Genomic DNA, 16563 nt, shown 5'->3' with positions numbered 1-16563 from the left:
GTCTGCAACCTTATTCTTGGTCGCCGGACAGTTTGGCTTTCAGCAAGTCGCCCAAGCTGGTAGTACCGGCATTGGCAGTTGCAGCGGCATTAACTGAATTCAGCGCTTCGCGGTTTTCTTTAGCGTCTTTCGCTTTAACAGACAGACGGATGCTGCGGTTTTTGCGGTCAACGGTAACGATAACGGCTTCAACTTCGTCGCCTTCTTTCAGTTTGGTAGTCAGGTCTTCAACGCGGTCAGCGGCGAATTCAGAAGCAGGCAGGTAGCCTTCAACTTCTTCAGACAGAGCAACTACGGCACCTTTGGCGTCAACAGATTTCACAGAACCTTTAACCAAAGAACCTTTGTCGTTTACGCTGATGAAGTTGCCGAACGGATCACCTTCCAGTTGTTTGATGCCCAAAGAGATGCGTTCTTTTTCAACGTCGATGGCCAATACAACGGCTTCAACTTCTTCGCCTTTTTTGTATTTGCGTACTGCTTCTTCGCCGGCTTCAGTCCAAGATAGGTCGGACAAGTGAACCAGGCCGTCGATGCCGCCAGGCAGACCTACGAATACGCCGAAGTCGGTGATAGATTTAACTGCGCCGGAGATTTTGTCGCCTTTGTTGTGGTTGGCGGCAAATTCTTCCCAAGGGTTAGCTTGGCATTGTTTCATACCCAAAGAGATACGGCGGCGGTCTTCGTCGATTTCCAGAATCATGACTTCAACTTCGTCACCCAGTTGAACAACTTTGCTTGGGTGTACGTTTTTGTTGGTCCAATCCATTTCGGAAACGTGTACCAAACCTTCAATGCCTTGTTCGATTTCAACGAATGCACCGTAGTCGGTCAGGTTGGATACTTTACCGAACAGGCGGGTACCTTGTGGGTAACGACGGGTCAGGCCGCTCCAAGGATCTTCGCCCAGTTGTTTCATACCCAGGGAAACGCGTTGTTTGTCTTGGTCGAATTTCAGGACTTTGGCTTCTACTTCTTGACCAACTTCCAAAACTTCGCTTGGGTGTTTCACACGGCGCCATGCCAAGTCGGTAATGTGCAACAGACCGTCGATGCCGCCCAAGTCAACGAATGCACCGTAATCGGTGATGTTTTTAACGATACCTTTGATAACTGAACCTTCTTGCAGGTTTTCCAGCAAGGCTTTGCGTTCTTCGCCCAAAGTAGCTTCCAGAACAGCGCGGCGGGACACAACAACGTTGTTGCGTTTTTTGTCCAGTTTGATCACTTTGAATTCAATTTCTTTGCCTTCGAAGTGAGAAGTGTCTTTTACAGGACGTACGTCAACCAAAGAACCCGGCAGGAATGCGCGGATGCTGTTGATCATAACAGTCAGGCCGCCTTTGACTTTGCCATTGATAACGCCGGACAGGATGTCGCCGTTTTCCATAGCTTCTTCCAAAGCGATCCAGTCGGCAGCGCGTTTGGCTTTTTCGCGGGACAGTTTGGTTTCGCCGAAGCCGTTCTCAACAGATTCGATGGTAACGGTAACGAAATCACCAACTTTAACTTCAATCTCGCCCTGAGCGTTTTTGAATTCAGCAACATCAATCAGAGATTCTGATTTCAGACCTGCGTTAACGGTAACGAAGTTTTGATCGATGCCGACTACTTCGGCAGTAATCACTTCACCTGGGTTCATCTCTTGCAGGGTAAAGCTTTCTTCCAGCAGCTGGGCAAAATTTTCCATAGTCATATATACTCTTTTCGGTACACCGCCAAGGGGTGCGGGTTAGGTTTGAAATGACCTGCCGTCCTTGGCGCGGCAGGTTGGGAAATGTTTTCAGACGGCCTGGTTATACGGTTAACAGGCCGTCTGAAATGGAAACTTCGCGATTATACTCCAAATTTTAAACTTTATGATACCAATCAAGCACTTTTTTTACAGTTTCTTCGATAGAAAGGTTATCAGTGTCTAAAAGCAGGGCGTCGGGCAGCTGTTTCAATGGGGCAACAGGGCGGCGGCGGTCTGCTTCGTCGCGCGCCTCAATGTCTGACAAAATGCGCTCGAATGCAACGCCTTCGCATGGAATACCGAGTTGTTTGGCGCGACGTTGGGCGCGAACATTGGCACTTGCAGTCAGGAAGATTTTTAATGCGGCATCAGGGAAAATAACCGAGCCGATATCGCGGCCGTCGGCGACCAAACCTTTTTCAGTCAGGAAATCGCGTTGGCGCTGCAAAAGGGCAGTACGCACTTTAGGCAACTGCGCGACGGCAGATGCACCCATGCCGATGGCTTCGGTACGGATTTGTTCGGACACATCTTCGCCGTTTAATAACACGACGCTGCCTTCAAATTGTGCGGGCAAGGTTTCTGCCAGTGTGCTGACGGCATCTTCATCTGTCCAGGCAACATTTTGTTTTTGTGCGTAAAGCGCCGTCAGGCGGTAAAGCGCACCGGAGTCGAGGTAAACAAAACCCAAGGCTTCGGCTACGCGTGAGGCAACCGTCCCTTTGCCGGATGCGCTGGGGCCGTCGATGGCGATGACTTTTTGCTTGAGGCTCATGTGTTCTCCTGAATGCGATAGTTAATTGAATTAACCGTTTATTATACGTTGCTTTGGCCGTCTGAAAACGAAAATTTTTGTGTGATTTAAATTTGAAGGAAAAGTGGTTCGGCCTTATCGGGTATAATGGCCAAAATCATAATTTAACCGCTTTATCTGATTGTTCGGGCCGTCTGAAACAACGGGCCGGGAATGATCTTCGAATTTAGAAACATTATGTTACAAACCGATAATCTTACTTCTGCACAATCTCAGCGCATTATCACTGCTCAAAATATTTCAGCTCAGGAAGAATTGCTTGAACGCGCTTTACGTCCGAAAACTTTGGACGACTATATCGGGCAGGATAAGGCCAAAGAGCAGCTGGCTATTTTTATTCAGGCGGCGAAAAAACGTGGCGAAGCGCTTGACCACACTTTGTTGTTTGGCCCTCCGGGTTTGGGTAAAACTACTTTGGCGCATATTATCGCTAAAGAGTTGGGCGTTAATTTGCGCCAAACCAGCGGCCCGGTTTTGGAGCGCGCCGGCGACCTTGCAGCGTTATTGACCAACCTCGAGCCGCATGATGTGCTGTTTATTGATGAAATCCACCGTTTAAGCCCCGTGGTTGAAGAAATCCTTTATCCTGCGCTTGAAGATTATCAGTTGGACATCATGATTGGAGAGGGGCCGGCCGCACGTTCGGTCAAAATCGATTTGCCGCCGTTTACATTGGTGGGCGCGACGACCCGTGCCGGTATGTTGACCAATCCGTTGCGCGACCGTTTCGGTATTGTGTCTCGATTGGAGTTTTATCAAAACAAAGACTTGGCGACTATTGTTGCCCGTTCTGCTCAATTGTTGCAGTTGGAAATGGGCGAAGAGGGTGCGATGGAAGTGGCCAAGCGCAGCCGCGGTACGCCGCGTATTGCCAACCGCCTTTTGCGACGTGTGCGCGATTATGCCGATGTAAAAAACAACGGCGTGATTGATGCGGAAATTGCCGATGCGGCTTTGAGTATGCTGGATGTGGACGGGCAGGGTTTGGATGTGATGGACAGGAAATTCCTTGAGGCGATTCTGCACAAATTCAGCGGCGGTCCTGTCGGTTTGGAAAACGTGGCCGCTGCGATTGGCGAATCGACCGATACCATCGAAGATGTGATTGAACCTTATCTGATTCAGCAGGGCTTTTTACAGCGTACACCGCGTGGACGCGTGGCAACCGAAAGAGCTTATCTGCATTTCGGTTTAAAGATCCAAGAATAATAATGAAGGCCGTCTGAAAACTGCTTTCAGACGGCCTGATACTTTCAATTTCATATGATTGTCGGTAAATATCTGCCGATAATCGGTTAAAATGTTCCCCTTTTTCTTTTTTGAAGTTTCCCCATGAATATCTTATCCGTAGAAAATGCTTCTTTTGCCGTCGGCCATGTCGCCTTGCTCGACAAAACTTCTTTTCAACTCGACAGCGGCGAGAAAATCGGTTTAATCGGCCGCAACGGTGCGGGTAAGTCTTCGTTTTTAAAAATCCTTGCAGGCGTACAAAAGCTCGATGACGGGCAGATTATTGTTCAAAACAACCTCAAAATCGTTTATGTGCCGCAGGAGTCCTTTTTTGATAAGGACGCAACCGTATTTGATACCGTCGCCGAAGGTTTGGGTGAAATCCGTGATTTATTACGCCGTTATCATTATGTCAGCCATGAGTTGGAAAATGGTTCGAGTGAGGCTTTGTTGAAAGAACTCAACGAATTGCAACTTGAAATCGAAGCGAAAGACGGCTGGAAGCTGGATGCGGCGGTGAAGCAGACTTTGGGCGAACTCGGTTTGCCGGAAAACGAAAAAATCGGCAACCTTTCCGGCGGACAGAAAAAGCGTGTTGCCTTAGCGCAGGCTTGGGTGCAGAAGCCCGACATATTGCTGCTGGACGAGCCGACCAACCATTTGGACATCGACGCGATTATCTGGCTGGAAAACCTGCTCAAGGCGTTTGAAGGCAGTTTGGTTGTGATTACCCACGACCGCCGTTTTCTGGACAACATCGCCACGCGCATCGTCGAACTCGACCGTGGCATTCTACGTTCCTATCCTGGCTCGTTCTCCAAATACAGCGAGAAAAAAGCGCAGGAATTGGCGATTGAAGCGGAACACAACCGCCTCTTCGACAAATTCCATGCGCAGGAAGAAGCATGGATACGAAAAGGAATTGAAGCGCGCCGCACCCGTAATGAAGGCCGCGTGCGCCGTTTGGAAGAATTGCGCCGCCAGCGTGCCGAACGCCGCAACGTGCAGGGGCAGGTCAATTTCAAGCTCGACAGCGGCGAGAAAAGCGGCAAAATCATTGCCGAATTGGAACATGCTTCGTTTGCCTATGGCGACAAAGTCATCATGGACAAATTCTCCGCCATCTTGCAGCGCGGCGACAAAATCGGCTTAATCGGTCCAAACGGTATCGGCAAAACTACCTTCCTCAAGCTGATTTTGGGCGAATTGCAGCCGACTTACGGCAGAATCCGCATCGGCAGCAAGCAGGAAGTTGCTTATTTCGACCAGTTCCGCAGCGCGTTGAACGAAAACGATACCGTGTTTTACACGCTCGGCCAAGGCAACGATTACGTCGAAGTCGGCGGCAAGAAAAAACATGTGATGAGCTATCTGGAAGATTTCTTGTTCCACCCCGCCCGCGCGCAAAGCCCTGTTTCATCGCTCTCCGGCGGCGAACGCAACCGCCTCCTGCTGGCAAAACTCTTCACCCGTCCCGCCAATATTTTGGTCTTGGACGAACCGACCAATGACTTGGACATCGACACCCAAGAGCTGCTCGAAGACTTGCTGCGCGATTATCAAGGCACGGTATTCCTCGTCTCGCACGACCGTATGTTCTTGGATAATGTGATTACCCAAAGCATTGTTTTCGAAGGACAAGGCCGTCTGAAAGAATACATCGGCGGCTATCAGGATTATATCGACGCAAAATCGCGGGAAGAGAAAATTCAGACGGCCTCTGCGCCCAAAGTGGTTGCCGAGCCTGAGAAAGTCAAACCCAAAGCCAACCGCACTGTCAAACTTTCCTATAAAGAACAGCGCGAACTCGACGCCCTGCCTGATGAAATCGCTGCTTTGGAAACCGAGCAGGCTGAAATCAATACCCAGCTTTCCGATCCTGAAATTTTTAAAGATTACGAAAAAGCAGGTGCATTGCAAAGCAGGGCTGACGAAATCGAGATGTCGCTTTTGGAAAAGCTCGAACGCTGGGAATGGCTGGAAGCGAAACAAAACGGAGAAGCGGTTTAAATTGGGAATTTTGTCCCAAAGTAGGGCGGATATTTTTCTACATCATGCCGTCTGAACCCCGAATATTTAAAAACAAGGTCTACAACCAACATGAAAAAAGTCGAGAAAAATGTATTGGTGCTGCATAGCGCTAAGGAAATGTTTGAGCTGGTTGACAAGGTCGAGGACTATCCGAAATTTTTGCCGTGGTACAGCAAGACCGAAGTCATCGAACGCAAAGGCAACGAGCTCAAAGCGCGCCTGTTTATGGACTATATGCGCGTCAAACAGTCGTTTGCAACGCACAACCACAATATCCCGGGGCAGGAAATCCGCATGGATTTGCTCGAAGGGCCGTTTAAAACCCTGCGCGGCACTTGGAAATTTATCGATTTGGGCGATGATATGTGTAAAGTCGAATTCAGATTAGAATACGATTTCTCCAATGCCGTACTCTCTGCCATGATTTCCCCAGTATTCGGCCATCTTGCCGGTACGCTGGTGGATGCTTTTATTAAAGAGGCCGACCGCCGCTATGCTTGAGATTGAAATTGTTTACGGACTAGCCGATAGGCAAGTGTTGAAGAACATGACCGTTGCCGAAGGGACAACCGTACGCGAAGCCGCCCTGCAAAGCGGTTTGGAGGTAGAGTTTCCAGAGTTGGATTTGCAACAAGCGCCTTTGGGTATTTTCGGCAAGGCAGTGAAAGACGAGACGGTGTTGCGCGATGGCGATCGGATTGAGGTTTATCGTCCATTGTTGATTGATCCGAAAGAAGCGCGACGTAAACGCGCCGGACAAGAGTAAATCGAAGGCCGTCTGAAACTTTTTCAGACGGCCTGTCAAACTGAAAGAACAGTAATGAGCTTGAAAATTAAATTAATCGTCGGTTTGGGCAATCCCGGCCAAGAATACGAACAAACGCGCCACAATGTCGGCTTTTGGCTGTTGGACGAACTGGCGTGGAAATGGAAAGTCAATTTTAAAGACGAAAAGAAATTTTACGGCGAAGTAGCGCGCGCCACTACACCTGATGGCGATGTTTGGCTGCTCAAACCCATGACATTTATGAACCGCTCCGGTCAGGCTGTTGCCGCTTTGGCTCAGTTTTACAAAATCAAGCCGGAGGAAATCTTAGTGGTTCATGACGAGCTGGATATTCCATGCGGCCGTATCAAATTCAAACTTGGCGGCGGCAACGGCGGACACAACGGTCTCAAAGATATTCAGGCTCGTTTGGGTACGCCTAATTTCTACCGCCTGCGCTTGGGTATTGATCATCCGGGCGACCGTAATCTGGTTGTCGGTTATGTGTTGAATAAACCGTCGGCGGAACACAGACAGCAAATTGATGATTCCATCGCCAAATCCCTGCAAGGATTGCCGGCCGTGTTAAATGGCGAATGGGAAGAGGCAACGCGTTTTTTACACAGTAAGTAAGTGTGCCCAAATCAAACGGGCAGCCTTGCACATCATGTTCAGACGGCCTGAAAACAGATGGCGCGGTCTGGTTAGCGATAAACCAATCAAAGAAACAGTAAATATGAACGAACTGACCAACCTGATGCAGACCGAAGCCCCAGGCATTGTTGGCGAAACATTAGACTTCTGCCTTTACGAATGCAGTATTGAAGATGCCCCGGATGCAGAAGAAGTAGCACAATGGCGTGATATTTTGAAGGCACGGGGTGGGAAATTTGTCCGCTTGGCAGACATCTGTCAAACATGGCTGGATGAAGAGGCCGAAAAATGAAAGCCTTACCATTAAACAAATTTACTGCCGCTGCCTTAATCTGGTTTGCCGCCGCCATTTATGCCTTACTTTTCAAAGAGGGCGGCAATAGCGCTCCGCCATTTCCCCATTTTGATAAAGTCGGCCATTTCGGACTGTTTTTCGGTCAGGCATGGTTGTGTGCAAAAATATTTATTCAAGACAATAGGAATATTCCCTATAAAGGCATTCTGTTTGCCGCTTTATTATTCGCAGTAGGCAGCGAGCTGGCTCAGGCATTTCTGACTGCTACGCGCCAAGGTTCGATCGTGGATGGCATTGCCGATATGGCAGGTACGGCTGCGGCGCTATGGTTTGCAGCAAAAGTAAAAGCAGCAAAAAGTTAGATATATTTAAAAAAACTTGAAGGCCGTCTGAAATCCTGAGAAACAGGTTTCAGACGGCCTTTTGTTACTTGATGTATGAAGCAATGATTGCTTCATGCCAAGTATTTAAAAATTAGAATTTTACGCGTACACCGGCAGATACTTCGTGAGAGTGTACTCTGTCATCTTCAAATTTGCCCCAGTAGTTGTAGCGGTAGCCAGCATCTAAAGCAATATTAGGCGTTACTTCGTAGCTTACACCAGCCAATGCTCCGATACCGGTTTGAGTTTTGCGATAGCTTTCTTCGTAATAAGCATTACTTACTTTGCTAGTTGCACTTTCATCTGCAGATACACGGTTAATTCCTAAGCGTGCTCCGACATAGGGTTTAACAGGTGCGTTAATGTCAAAATCGTAAATTGCTGACACACCAACACTTTGGAATTTAACTTTGTCTTTGTAAATGGTAGTTGGAGTTTCAGAATCTGATTTAAAAGATTTATAGTGAGTATAATCAGCTGCAACACGAAAATTGCCGAAATCGTAACCGGCAGAAATGCGTGGGCTAAAGCCTTTAACTGATCCACTTGCATCATCATTTCTTGCTTTTACAGTAGCATGACCAGCATCAGCTTGAACATAAAAACCTTTGGTTGCATCAGCCAATGCAAATGTAGGCAGGGAAAGAGCAATCAGTGTTACCAGAACTTTTTTCATGATTTTGTCCTTAATGTAGGATTAGAAGTAGTGGATAATCGCCGGGGTTGGTCGTTCCCAACAATTATTCTGATTGTATTTTCTTGTCGTAAATTAAGCAAATCTAAAAATGTTTCAACTGTTGTAAAACCGCACTTATAAAAAACACTGTAACAAGTCGTTTAAGAACAAACGGCCTTGTTCGGTCGGTCGGAACGCGGTCGGGTCTGATTCAAGCAGGCCTTTTCGTCTGGCGGTTTCGATTTGTGTCATGATTTTTGCAGTGGGTACGCCAGTACGTTCCTGCAACGTTGCAGCAGGTACGCCGTCAGTCAGGCGCAGGGCGTTCATCATGAATTCGAATGGAAGGTCTTCGGCAGCAACGATTTTGCGTTCAACTGCTTCATGCGGATTGCCCTGCATAGCGGCAAGATAGTCGTTGGGATGACGGCGGCGGACGGTACGTTCGATACGGTCGGGATAGGAAATTTTGCCGTGCGCGCCTGCTCCTATGCCTAAGTAATCGCCGAACTGCCAGTAGTTCAAATTATGGCGGCACTGCATGGCAGGTTTTGCAAAAGCCGATGTTTCGTAGTGGATAAAGCCTGCGCTTTCTAATGCGCCGTGTACGGCATCTTCAATATCCAATGCTGCTTCATCTTGCGGCAAACCTTTTGGCGGCGTATGACCGAAAGGCGTGTTCGGCTCCATGGTCAGATGATATGCGCTGATGTGCGATACGCCTGTTGCGATAGCGGTTTGCACATCGGTTAAGGCCGTCTGAACGGTCTGGTTTGGCAGGGCATACATCAAATCGATATTGACTTTATCAAATAATTTCAAGGCAGTATCAATGGCTGTCAGGGCTTCTTTGCCGTTGTGAACGCGTCCTAATCGAGCAAGCATATCGTCATTAAAACTTTGTATGCCGATAGACAGACGCGTAATGCCTGCGTCTTTAAATCCTTGAAACTTCTCAATTTCAAATGTGCCCGGATTGGCTTCTAAAGTAATTTCCGCTTCCGGCTGCAAACGCAACAGCGAGCGCACGCCGCTTAACAAACGGTCAATCGATTTCGCTTGAAACAGGCTGGGCGTACCGCCGCCGAAGAATATGGTTTCCACCGGTCTGCCCCAAATATTGGGCAATTCAAGCTGCAAGTCGGTTAGTAGGGCATCGATATAGGCTTCTTCCGGCAGGCCGTTTTTCAGGCTGTGTGAATTAAAGTCGCAATACGGGCATTTTTTGATGCACCACGGAATGTGGATATAGAGTGATAAAGGAGGTAGGGCGGTTAACTGGCCGGGGCGTTGGAAGGTGATTTGGGTCATGATGTGTTGAGGCTCGAGGCCGTCTGAAATTTTTAGGCCGTTATTTTAACTGAAATGTCGGCTGGGAAAGTAATCAGTAGGAAATTTGCGCAGTCTAAGCGCTCAAAAAAGCTTCAATTTCTTCTTCTGATAATTTGGAATTGCAGACGGATTTTATTTTGCCTTGTGAGATTTTGAGTAATGCGGGAACAGTTTTGATGCCGTGTTGCTCACGAAAAGTTTTTAAAGCTGCTTTATTGCTGCTGTCCGTAAAGCGGATGGTAAGCTGCTTGTTTAAGGAAACGGTAAGCAGTTTTGCAACAAAACGGCGACAGTATGAACAGCTTGGTTTGCCTAAAAAGACGATAGCAGTTTTTTGACTGTCAATGAGTTGCAGAAGTTCGTCAGGTGTGGTTGGGATGAAGGCAGCAACGTGTTTTGCAAAGGCTGCCAATTCTTCAGATGTGGGCTTGGGCATGGGAATGAATGTGAGGTAGGCCGTCTGAAAGCAGTTTTCAGACGGCCTTTGGTTTATAAGGATTCGATTTTTCTTAACAATTCACGCAATGCTTGGGCGCGGTGGCTTTCGGCATTTTTGATTTCAGGGTCAAGCTCGGCGGTGGTGCAACTGTGTTCGGCCAGATAGAAATGCGGGTCGTAGCCGAAGCCGTTTGTGCCGGCTGCTTCGGCCTGCCATTGGCCGCGCCAGATGCCTTCGGCGATGATGGGTTGCGGGTCGTTTTCGTGGCGGATGAGGACGAGCACGCAGACGTAGTAGCAGCTTTTGTCGTCTTTATCGGCAAGATCGGCAGACAGTTTGGCGTTGTTTGCGGCATCGGATTTGGGGTTTTCGCCTGCATAACGTGCGGAGAAAATGCCGGGTGCGCCGTTTAAGGCGTTGGTGCAGATGCCGGAGTCGTCGGCAAGTGCCGGTAAGCCGCTGTATTTGGCGGCATGGCGTGCTTTGGCCAGGGCATTTTCAACAAAGGTATGGTACGGCTCGGGACATTCGGGCGTATTGAACTGCGATTGCGGCAGGATTTCGATGTTTAAGTCGGTAAAGAGGCGGGAAAATTCTTTGAGTTTGCCTGCGTTGCCACTGGCAAGGACGATTTTTTCAAACATGGTTTTTCCTTAATGGGTTTCGGTTTGCTGCATACGGGCCATTTGCGCGCGTGCTTTGTGGCGGATGTAAAGGGCAAGGCTGCCGATTTGGGCGAAAACGGCGGCAAAGGCAAACAGAAAGGCGGCAACGGCGAATTGTTTGCTGTGAATACTCAGAAGATAAGCGCCCAACAGAATCAGTACGATAAACATCAGGGTAAACAGGGCGGTCAGGAGCAGATAGGCTTTTTGTCGGGTCATGGCAGCTTGGGTAAGGGGAAAATGTTTTGATTATAACGTCAGATTGAGAATTTGAAACCATGCCGGATTCGTTAAAAAGGCCGTCTGAATATTTCAGACGGCCTTGAGTTGAATAACGGATTAACGCAATTCTGTGTGCAGGCGGCTCAACAATGTGGAGGCATCGCTGCCTTTGTATGGGCTGCCGTCTTTGTTCAACAGATGGAGGCGTGCGCCATTGTTGATTGGCTCAACATAGACGATGATTTCAGGATAAGTTTTTGGCGCTTCTGCTTTGCCTTTGCCAAATACGCGTTTGAACAGGCCGGGTTTTTTATTGGCAACTGCTTCGCCTTCGGTTGGCGCTTGTTGAACCAAGAAAGCGCGACGTTCGGCATTTTGACCGATAACAGTCAGGCCGATACGGTCAAGCGCAAGGGCGGTACGGCGCCAGTTGCGGCCGTAATCGCCTGCCAGCAGCAGGGTGCCGTTGTCCACACGGGCCAACTCGGAGGCATTGCTGCGGGCGGCAACGCTTTGGGTCAGGGCCTGTTCGGCTTGCTGACCGTCAACGCCCAAGTATTGCATAAAGCGCGCGAGGAATGCGGCTTCGAGGTTAGGGTCGCTCTCGCTTGGCTGCCACATGGTGGTGTCTTTTTTACGGTCGGCATAAACTTCTTTCATGCCTTTATGGGCGAAGAAGATGTCGGTCGAACCGTTTTTGCCTTGTTCGATGCGGATGATGAACTTGTCGCGTTCGCTGGTGGAGTAGATGCCGCCCAAGCCGACTTTGTCCAACAGGCGGCGCAGGCTGTCTTGAGGGATTTTGGCTCGGTTTTCAGCCCACTCGGTCTCCATTTGGCCGATGGCTGGTTCTTCGGATTTGATGTCGAAACCGTTTTCTTGCCAGAATACTTTCAGCAACGGCCAAATTTCGCGAGGAGATTTGCCATCGACAACCAACCAGCGTTGGTTGCCGTCACGCTCAAGGCGTACGCCTTTAACGGATTTCAAAACTTCTGCATTGGCAGGTTGTTGTACGGCTTGAGTGCGGCGTTTGTTGAAGTCGCTGGCGCGGACGGCTCCGCTGCCTGCCGGTAATTGATAGAGGTTGCCTTGGTCCGGGTTGTTCAAATCAGGTGGTACTTCCAGTTTGACCAAGCGGTGCGATTGACTTTGATAGTCGAGTTTGGGTTGTTCTTTTTTGCTGCCCGAACAGGCAGTCATGCTAATCAGGGCGAGGGCTACTACGATGGGTTTGATATAGGTCATCTTGTTTTCCTGTGGATGAAGTTCTTAACAGGGAGGCCGTCTGAAAAGGGTGTTTGGGATTCAGACGGCCTTATTTCCGGATCAGATTTGTCCTGATTTTTCCAGAGCGGCTCGGACTTTGGCTTGACCGGCTTCGGTCAGTGCTACCAAAGGCAGACGAACATGGGGTTCGCATTTGCCCAATAAGCTCAGGCCCCATTTGGGCGCGGCCGGGCTGGGCTCGCAGAACATGGTGTTATAAATTGGGATAAGTTGCTCGTTTAGACGACGGGCGGTCGCAATATCGCCCTCAAGGGCGGCTCGGCACATATCGGCGAAGAGTTTCGGTGCAACGTTGGCTGCGACGGTTACCACGCCGTGGCCGCCACACAGCATGAAAGGCAGGCCGGTAGGATCATCGCCGGATAAAACGGCAAAACCTTCGGGAACGCTGTTGATCAATTCGATGTTGCTGCCGATTTTGCCGCTGGCTTCTTTGACACCCACGATATTGGGAATTTCGGCCAAGCGCAAAATAGTGTCGTTGCTCATGCTGACAACGGTGCGGCCGGGAACATTGTAGATAACCATCGGAATCGAAGTGGCTTCGGCGATGGCTTTGAAATGTTGGTAAATGCCTTCTTGCGAAGGTTTGTTGTAGTAGGGAACAACAGATAAGGTGTAGTCCGCGCCGGCTTGCTCGGCGGCTTGGGAAAGGGCGATGGCTTCGACAGTATTGTTGGCGCCTGTGCCGGCGATAACGGGAATGCGCTTGTTGACGTGTTTGACGGTGGCTTCAATAACGGCCAAATGTTCTTCGACAGGCAGGGTGGCTGACTCGCCGGTGGTGCCGACTGCGACGATGCCGTCGGTGCCGTTTTCAATGTGCCAGTCGATTAAGTCGCGAAGTTGTTCGTAGTTGATGCTGCCGTTTTGATTCATCGGGGTAATCAGGGCAACCAGACTGCCTTTTAACATACGGAAACCTTTAATTTTATAATGTGGGTGGATTATTCATCGGATTGTAGCTTACTTTGTTGTTTGTGTGAAACATATCCGCTATGAGGCCGGGCCGTTTAATCGTGATTTGTCATTATCTTAATGAATAATACATTTTTAAATCATTAGTTTGTTTGTTTTAAGATGGAAAAATACTGTCAAGGATTAAAATGTGTTAAGGCTGTTTGAGGCCGTCTGAAAATGATCGGGCAAAACTTTCAGACGGCCTGATAATTTTGAATTTGCTGATACATTTTAAATTAGTTAAAATGCGCATCTTAATATTTTTTAACGATTCTTAAGAAAGGGTCATTATGGCCGAAATGACAGATAAACAGGCCGGTTCGCCTGATTTGGTTTACGGTTTGGAAGACAAGCCGCCGTTTGGGAATGCGTTGTTGAGTGCGGTTACGCACCTTTTGGCTATTTTTGTCCCGATGATTACGCCTGCGCTGATTGTCGGCGGGGCGTTGGAACTGCCGGTTGAAATGACGGCTTATTTGGTGTCGATGGCGATGGTGGCTTCCGGTGTCGGTACTTATTTGCAGGTCAACCGTTTCGGGCCGGTCGGTTCGGGCATGTTGTCGATTCAGTCGGTCAATTTCTCTTTTGTAACCGTGATGATTGCACTCGGTACCGGCATGAAAGAGGGCGGTTTGACTGAAGATGCGATGATTTCAACGCTTTTGGGCGTATCATTTGTCGGCGCGTTTTTGGTGTGCTTCTCCGCTTGGCTTTTGCCTTATTTGAAAAAAGTGATTACGCCGACTGTAAGCGGCGTGGTCGTCATGCTGATTGGCCTGAGCTTGGTGCATGTCGGCATTACCGATTTCGGCGGCGGCTTCGGTGCGAAAGCAGACGGTACGTTCGGCTCGATGGAAAACTTGGGTCTGGCATCGCTGGTGTTGCTGATTGTTTTGGTTTTCAACTGCTTGAAAAATCCGTTGCTGCGCATGAGCGGCATCGCGGTGGGTTTGATTGTCGGTTATATCGTTGCGCTGTTTTTGGGCAAAGTGGATTTTTCCGCCCTACAAAACCTGCCGCTGATTACCTTGCCGGTTCCGTTTAAATATGGTTTCGCATTTGATTGGCACGCGTTTATTGTCGCCGGTGCGATTTTCTTGTTGAGCGTATTTGAAGCAGTGGGCGACTTGACGGCGACTGCGATGGTCTCCGAGCAGCCGATCGAGGGTGAAGAATATACCAAACGTCTGCGCGGCGGTGTGTTGGCGGATGGTTTGGTGTCTGTGATTGCGACTGCGTTGGGCTCTTTGCCTTTGACCACTTTTGCACAAAACAACGGCGTGATTCAAATGACCGGCGTGGCTTCGCGCCATGTGGGCAAATATATTGCGGCGATTTTGGTATTGTTGAGCTTGTTCCCTGTTATCGGCCGCGCGTTTACCACAATTCCAAGTCCGGTTTTGGGTGGCGCGATGGTATTGATGTTTGGCCTGATTGCGATTGCCGGCGTGCGGATTTTGGTCAGCCACGGTATTCGCCGCCGTGAAGCGGTTATCGCGGCAACTTCTGTCGGTTTGGGTTTGGGCGTGGCGTTTGAGCCGGAAGTGTTTAAAAACCTGCCGGTATTGTTCCAAAACTCAATTTCCGCAGGCGGTATTATGGCGGTATTGTTGAACCTGGTTTTGCCGGAAGACAAAACTGATAAAGCGGTTAAGGTGGAAACCGATAGTTTGGATCACTAAGCAAGCGTTATTCAAAGGCCGTCTGAAGTTTCAGACGGCCTTTTGGTTTTCAGCTATAATATTGTTTTTATTTGTTATCCGAGTGGTTCGGATAGCCCTACCCGGAAAGGTTTTATATGACGGTTTATTCACTTTTTATCACTTGTCCTCGCGGTTTGGAAGGGCCTTTGACGCAGGAACTCGACAGCATGGCATGTCAGGATATCCGCGCTGTTGACGGCGGTGTCGCATGTAAAGGCACGATGGAGCAGGTGTACCGCATCAACCTGCATTCGCGCGTTGCCAGCCGTGTTTTGCTGCGCTTGACCAAAGGCGGTTATCGCAACGAACACGATATCTACAAATTGGCACGAAATCTGCATTGGACAGGCTGGTTTAAGCTGGAGCAGACCTTTAAAGTCAAAGTCGAAGGCAAGCGCGCCAATGTGAAAAGCTTGGATTTTGTCGGTTTGAAAATCAAAGATGCCGTCTGCGATGCCTTCCGCGATATTTATGATGCGCGTCCGAGCGTGGGTAAAATCAACCCCGATATCCGCATTCATGCCTTTATCGATGAGCGCAATGTGGAAATCTTTATCGATACTTCCGGCGAAGCACTCTTTAAACGCGGCTATCGTCAGGATACCGGCGAAGCGCCATTGAGAGAGAACTTGGCGGCAGGTTTGCTGCTTTTGGCAGGTTACGACGGTACGCAGCCTTTCCAAGACCCGTTTTGCGGCAGCGGCACGATTGCCATTGAGGCTGCATGGATTGCGACACATCGTGCGCCGGGTTTGATGCGCCGTTTCGGTTTTGAAAAACTGCAAAACTTCGACAAAGAAAAATGGCAAGCGCTGCGCCGTGAGGCTGAAAAACAAATCAAACCGGCCGCCGCGCCCATTTCCGGCAGCGATAACGACCGTTATATGATTCGCGCCGCATTGGCCAATGCCCAAGCCGCCGAAGTGGATAATTTCATCCGCTTTGACGTGCAAGATGCGCAGGCCGCGCGCCCAAACGGCGAACACGGCATTATGATTTCCAATCCGCCTTATGGCGTGCGCCTTGCGGAAGTTCAAGCTTTGCAGGCTTTATATCCGCAACTCGGTACATGGTTGAAACAATATTACGCCGGCTGGCTGGTAGGAATGTTTACCGGCGATCGCGATATGCCGAAATTTATGCGCCTTTCTCCGAAGCGGAAAATTCCTTTGTTTAACGGTAATTTGGATTGCCGATTGTTTTTGATGGATATGGTTAAAGGTTCGAATCGGGGTTAAAACCTGAAATTAAGGCCGTCTGAAAGATGATTTCAGACGGCCTTTTTTGGATTTGTTAAAACCGTTTTTGTTATAACGGAGTTTGCTTTTCTTTTTTTATATTAATGCACTGAAATTGTTTTCAGACGGC

At 49.1% G+C, this 16563-nt stretch carries 18 protein-coding genes; 9 read left to right on the top strand and 9 right to left on the bottom strand.

Annotated elements, in window-relative coordinates; translation table 11 throughout:
* Positions 1-10: 10 nt before the first annotated feature.
* Both rpsA and cmk read right to left on the bottom strand, forming a co-directional pair.
* Positions 11-1696 (bottom strand): 30S ribosomal protein S1, encoded by a 1686-nt coding sequence (gene rpsA, locus ACTHUF_RS06210; RefSeq protein WP_003678994.1) that lies wholly within the window; start codon positions 1694-1696, stop codon positions 11-13.
* Between the two features lie 154 nt (positions 1697-1850).
* Positions 1851-2510 (bottom strand): (d)CMP kinase, encoded by a 660-nt coding sequence (cmk, locus tag ACTHUF_RS06205; protein ID WP_440407353.1) that lies wholly within the window; start codon positions 2508-2510, stop codon positions 1851-1853.
* A 216-nt stretch (positions 2511-2726) separates the two neighbouring features.
* Here cmk and ruvB point away from each other — a divergent pair, with 216 nt between their 5' ends.
* The 7 genes from ruvB (at position 2727) to ACTHUF_RS06170 (ending at position 7887) form a co-directional block, all read left to right on the top strand.
* Positions 2727-3758: a Holliday junction branch migration DNA helicase RuvB gene (gene ruvB, locus ACTHUF_RS06200; protein ID WP_440407352.1), complete on the top strand. Its 1032-nt coding sequence runs from the start codon at positions 2727-2729 to the stop codon at positions 3756-3758.
* A gap of 123 nt (positions 3759-3881) precedes the next feature.
* On the top strand, positions 3882-5789 hold the full coding sequence (locus tag ACTHUF_RS06195) for an ATP-binding cassette domain-containing protein (protein ID WP_315093664.1): 1908 nt from the start codon (positions 3882-3884) through the stop codon (positions 5787-5789).
* A gap of 90 nt (positions 5790-5879) precedes the next feature.
* Positions 5880-6311: a type II toxin-antitoxin system RatA family toxin gene (locus ACTHUF_RS06190; protein ID WP_003683270.1), complete on the top strand. Its 432-nt coding sequence runs from the start codon at positions 5880-5882 to the stop codon at positions 6309-6311.
* Positions 6304-6576, top strand: a complete 273-nt coding sequence (locus ACTHUF_RS06185; RefSeq protein ID WP_049348046.1) for an RnfH family protein — start codon at positions 6304-6306, stop codon at positions 6574-6576. The genes ACTHUF_RS06190 and ACTHUF_RS06185 overlap by 8 nt, the downstream gene beginning before the upstream one ends.
* Before the next feature lie 54 nt (positions 6577-6630).
* Positions 6631-7209, top strand: coding sequence for an aminoacyl-tRNA hydrolase (gene pth, locus ACTHUF_RS06180; RefSeq protein WP_003683307.1), 579 nt, complete (start codon positions 6631-6633; stop codon positions 7207-7209).
* A gap of 103 nt (positions 7210-7312) precedes the next feature.
* Positions 7313-7522 carry a dioxygenase gene (locus ACTHUF_RS06175; RefSeq protein WP_070585485.1) on the top strand — a complete coding sequence of 70 codons (210 nt, stop codon included), beginning with the start codon at positions 7313-7315 and terminating at the stop codon, positions 7520-7522.
* Positions 7519-7887, top strand: coding sequence for a VanZ family protein (locus ACTHUF_RS06170; protein ID WP_440407351.1), 369 nt, complete (start codon positions 7519-7521; stop codon positions 7885-7887). The genes ACTHUF_RS06175 and ACTHUF_RS06170 overlap by 4 nt, the downstream gene beginning before the upstream one ends.
* 112 nt (positions 7888-7999) lie before the next feature.
* Here ACTHUF_RS06170 and ACTHUF_RS06165 read toward each other — a convergent pair whose 3' ends face one another.
* The 7 genes from ACTHUF_RS06165 to dapA form a co-directional block, all read right to left on the bottom strand.
* Positions 8000-8584 (bottom strand): opacity family porin, encoded by a 585-nt coding sequence (locus ACTHUF_RS06165; protein WP_314575544.1) that lies wholly within the window; start codon positions 8582-8584, stop codon positions 8000-8002.
* Between the two features lie 135 nt (positions 8585-8719).
* Positions 8720-9895, bottom strand: coding sequence for a radical SAM family heme chaperone HemW (gene hemW / locus ACTHUF_RS06160; RefSeq protein WP_440407350.1), 1176 nt, complete (start codon positions 9893-9895; stop codon positions 8720-8722).
* A gap of 94 nt (positions 9896-9989) precedes the next feature.
* A complete protein-coding gene (locus ACTHUF_RS06155; protein WP_440407349.1) occupies positions 9990-10352 on the bottom strand; it encodes a thioredoxin family protein in 363 nt (120 codons plus the stop codon).
* Positions 10353-10405: 53 nt separating this feature from the next.
* A complete protein-coding gene (gene rdgB / locus ACTHUF_RS06150; protein ID WP_440407348.1) occupies positions 10406-10999 on the bottom strand; it encodes an RdgB/HAM1 family non-canonical purine NTP pyrophosphatase in 594 nt (197 codons plus the stop codon).
* A 9-nt stretch (positions 11000-11008) separates the two neighbouring features.
* Positions 11009-11239 carry an NGO_0222 family membrane protein gene (locus ACTHUF_RS06145; protein ID WP_036490655.1) on the bottom strand — a complete coding sequence of 77 codons (231 nt, stop codon included), beginning with the start codon at positions 11237-11239 and terminating at the stop codon, positions 11009-11011.
* 120 nt (positions 11240-11359) lie between these two features.
* On the bottom strand, positions 11360-12490 hold the full coding sequence (bamC, locus tag ACTHUF_RS06140) for an outer membrane protein assembly factor BamC (protein ID WP_003746991.1): 1131 nt from the start codon (positions 12488-12490) through the stop codon (positions 11360-11362).
* Positions 12491-12571: 81 nt separating this feature from the next.
* Positions 12572-13447 (bottom strand): 4-hydroxy-tetrahydrodipicolinate synthase, encoded by an 876-nt coding sequence (gene dapA, locus ACTHUF_RS06135; protein WP_440407347.1) that lies wholly within the window; start codon positions 13445-13447, stop codon positions 12572-12574.
* Positions 13448-13782: 335 nt separating this feature from the next.
* Here dapA and ACTHUF_RS06130 point away from each other — a divergent pair, with 335 nt between their 5' ends.
* Complete coding sequence (locus tag ACTHUF_RS06130) at positions 13783-15174, top strand: nucleobase:cation symporter-2 family protein (RefSeq protein WP_440407346.1); 1392 nt, start codon at positions 13783-13785, stop codon at positions 15172-15174.
* A gap of 116 nt (positions 15175-15290) precedes the next feature.
* Complete coding sequence (locus ACTHUF_RS06125) at positions 15291-16433, top strand: THUMP domain-containing class I SAM-dependent RNA methyltransferase (RefSeq protein WP_440407345.1); 1143 nt, start codon at positions 15291-15293, stop codon at positions 16431-16433.
* Positions 16434-16563 lie beyond the last annotated feature (130 nt).

The organism is Neisseria sp. P0024.S006 (assembly GCF_051956595.1).
Lineage (GTDB): Bacteria > Pseudomonadota > Gammaproteobacteria > Burkholderiales > Neisseriaceae > Neisseria.
This window is presented reverse-complemented; position numbering and strand designations above follow the sequence as displayed.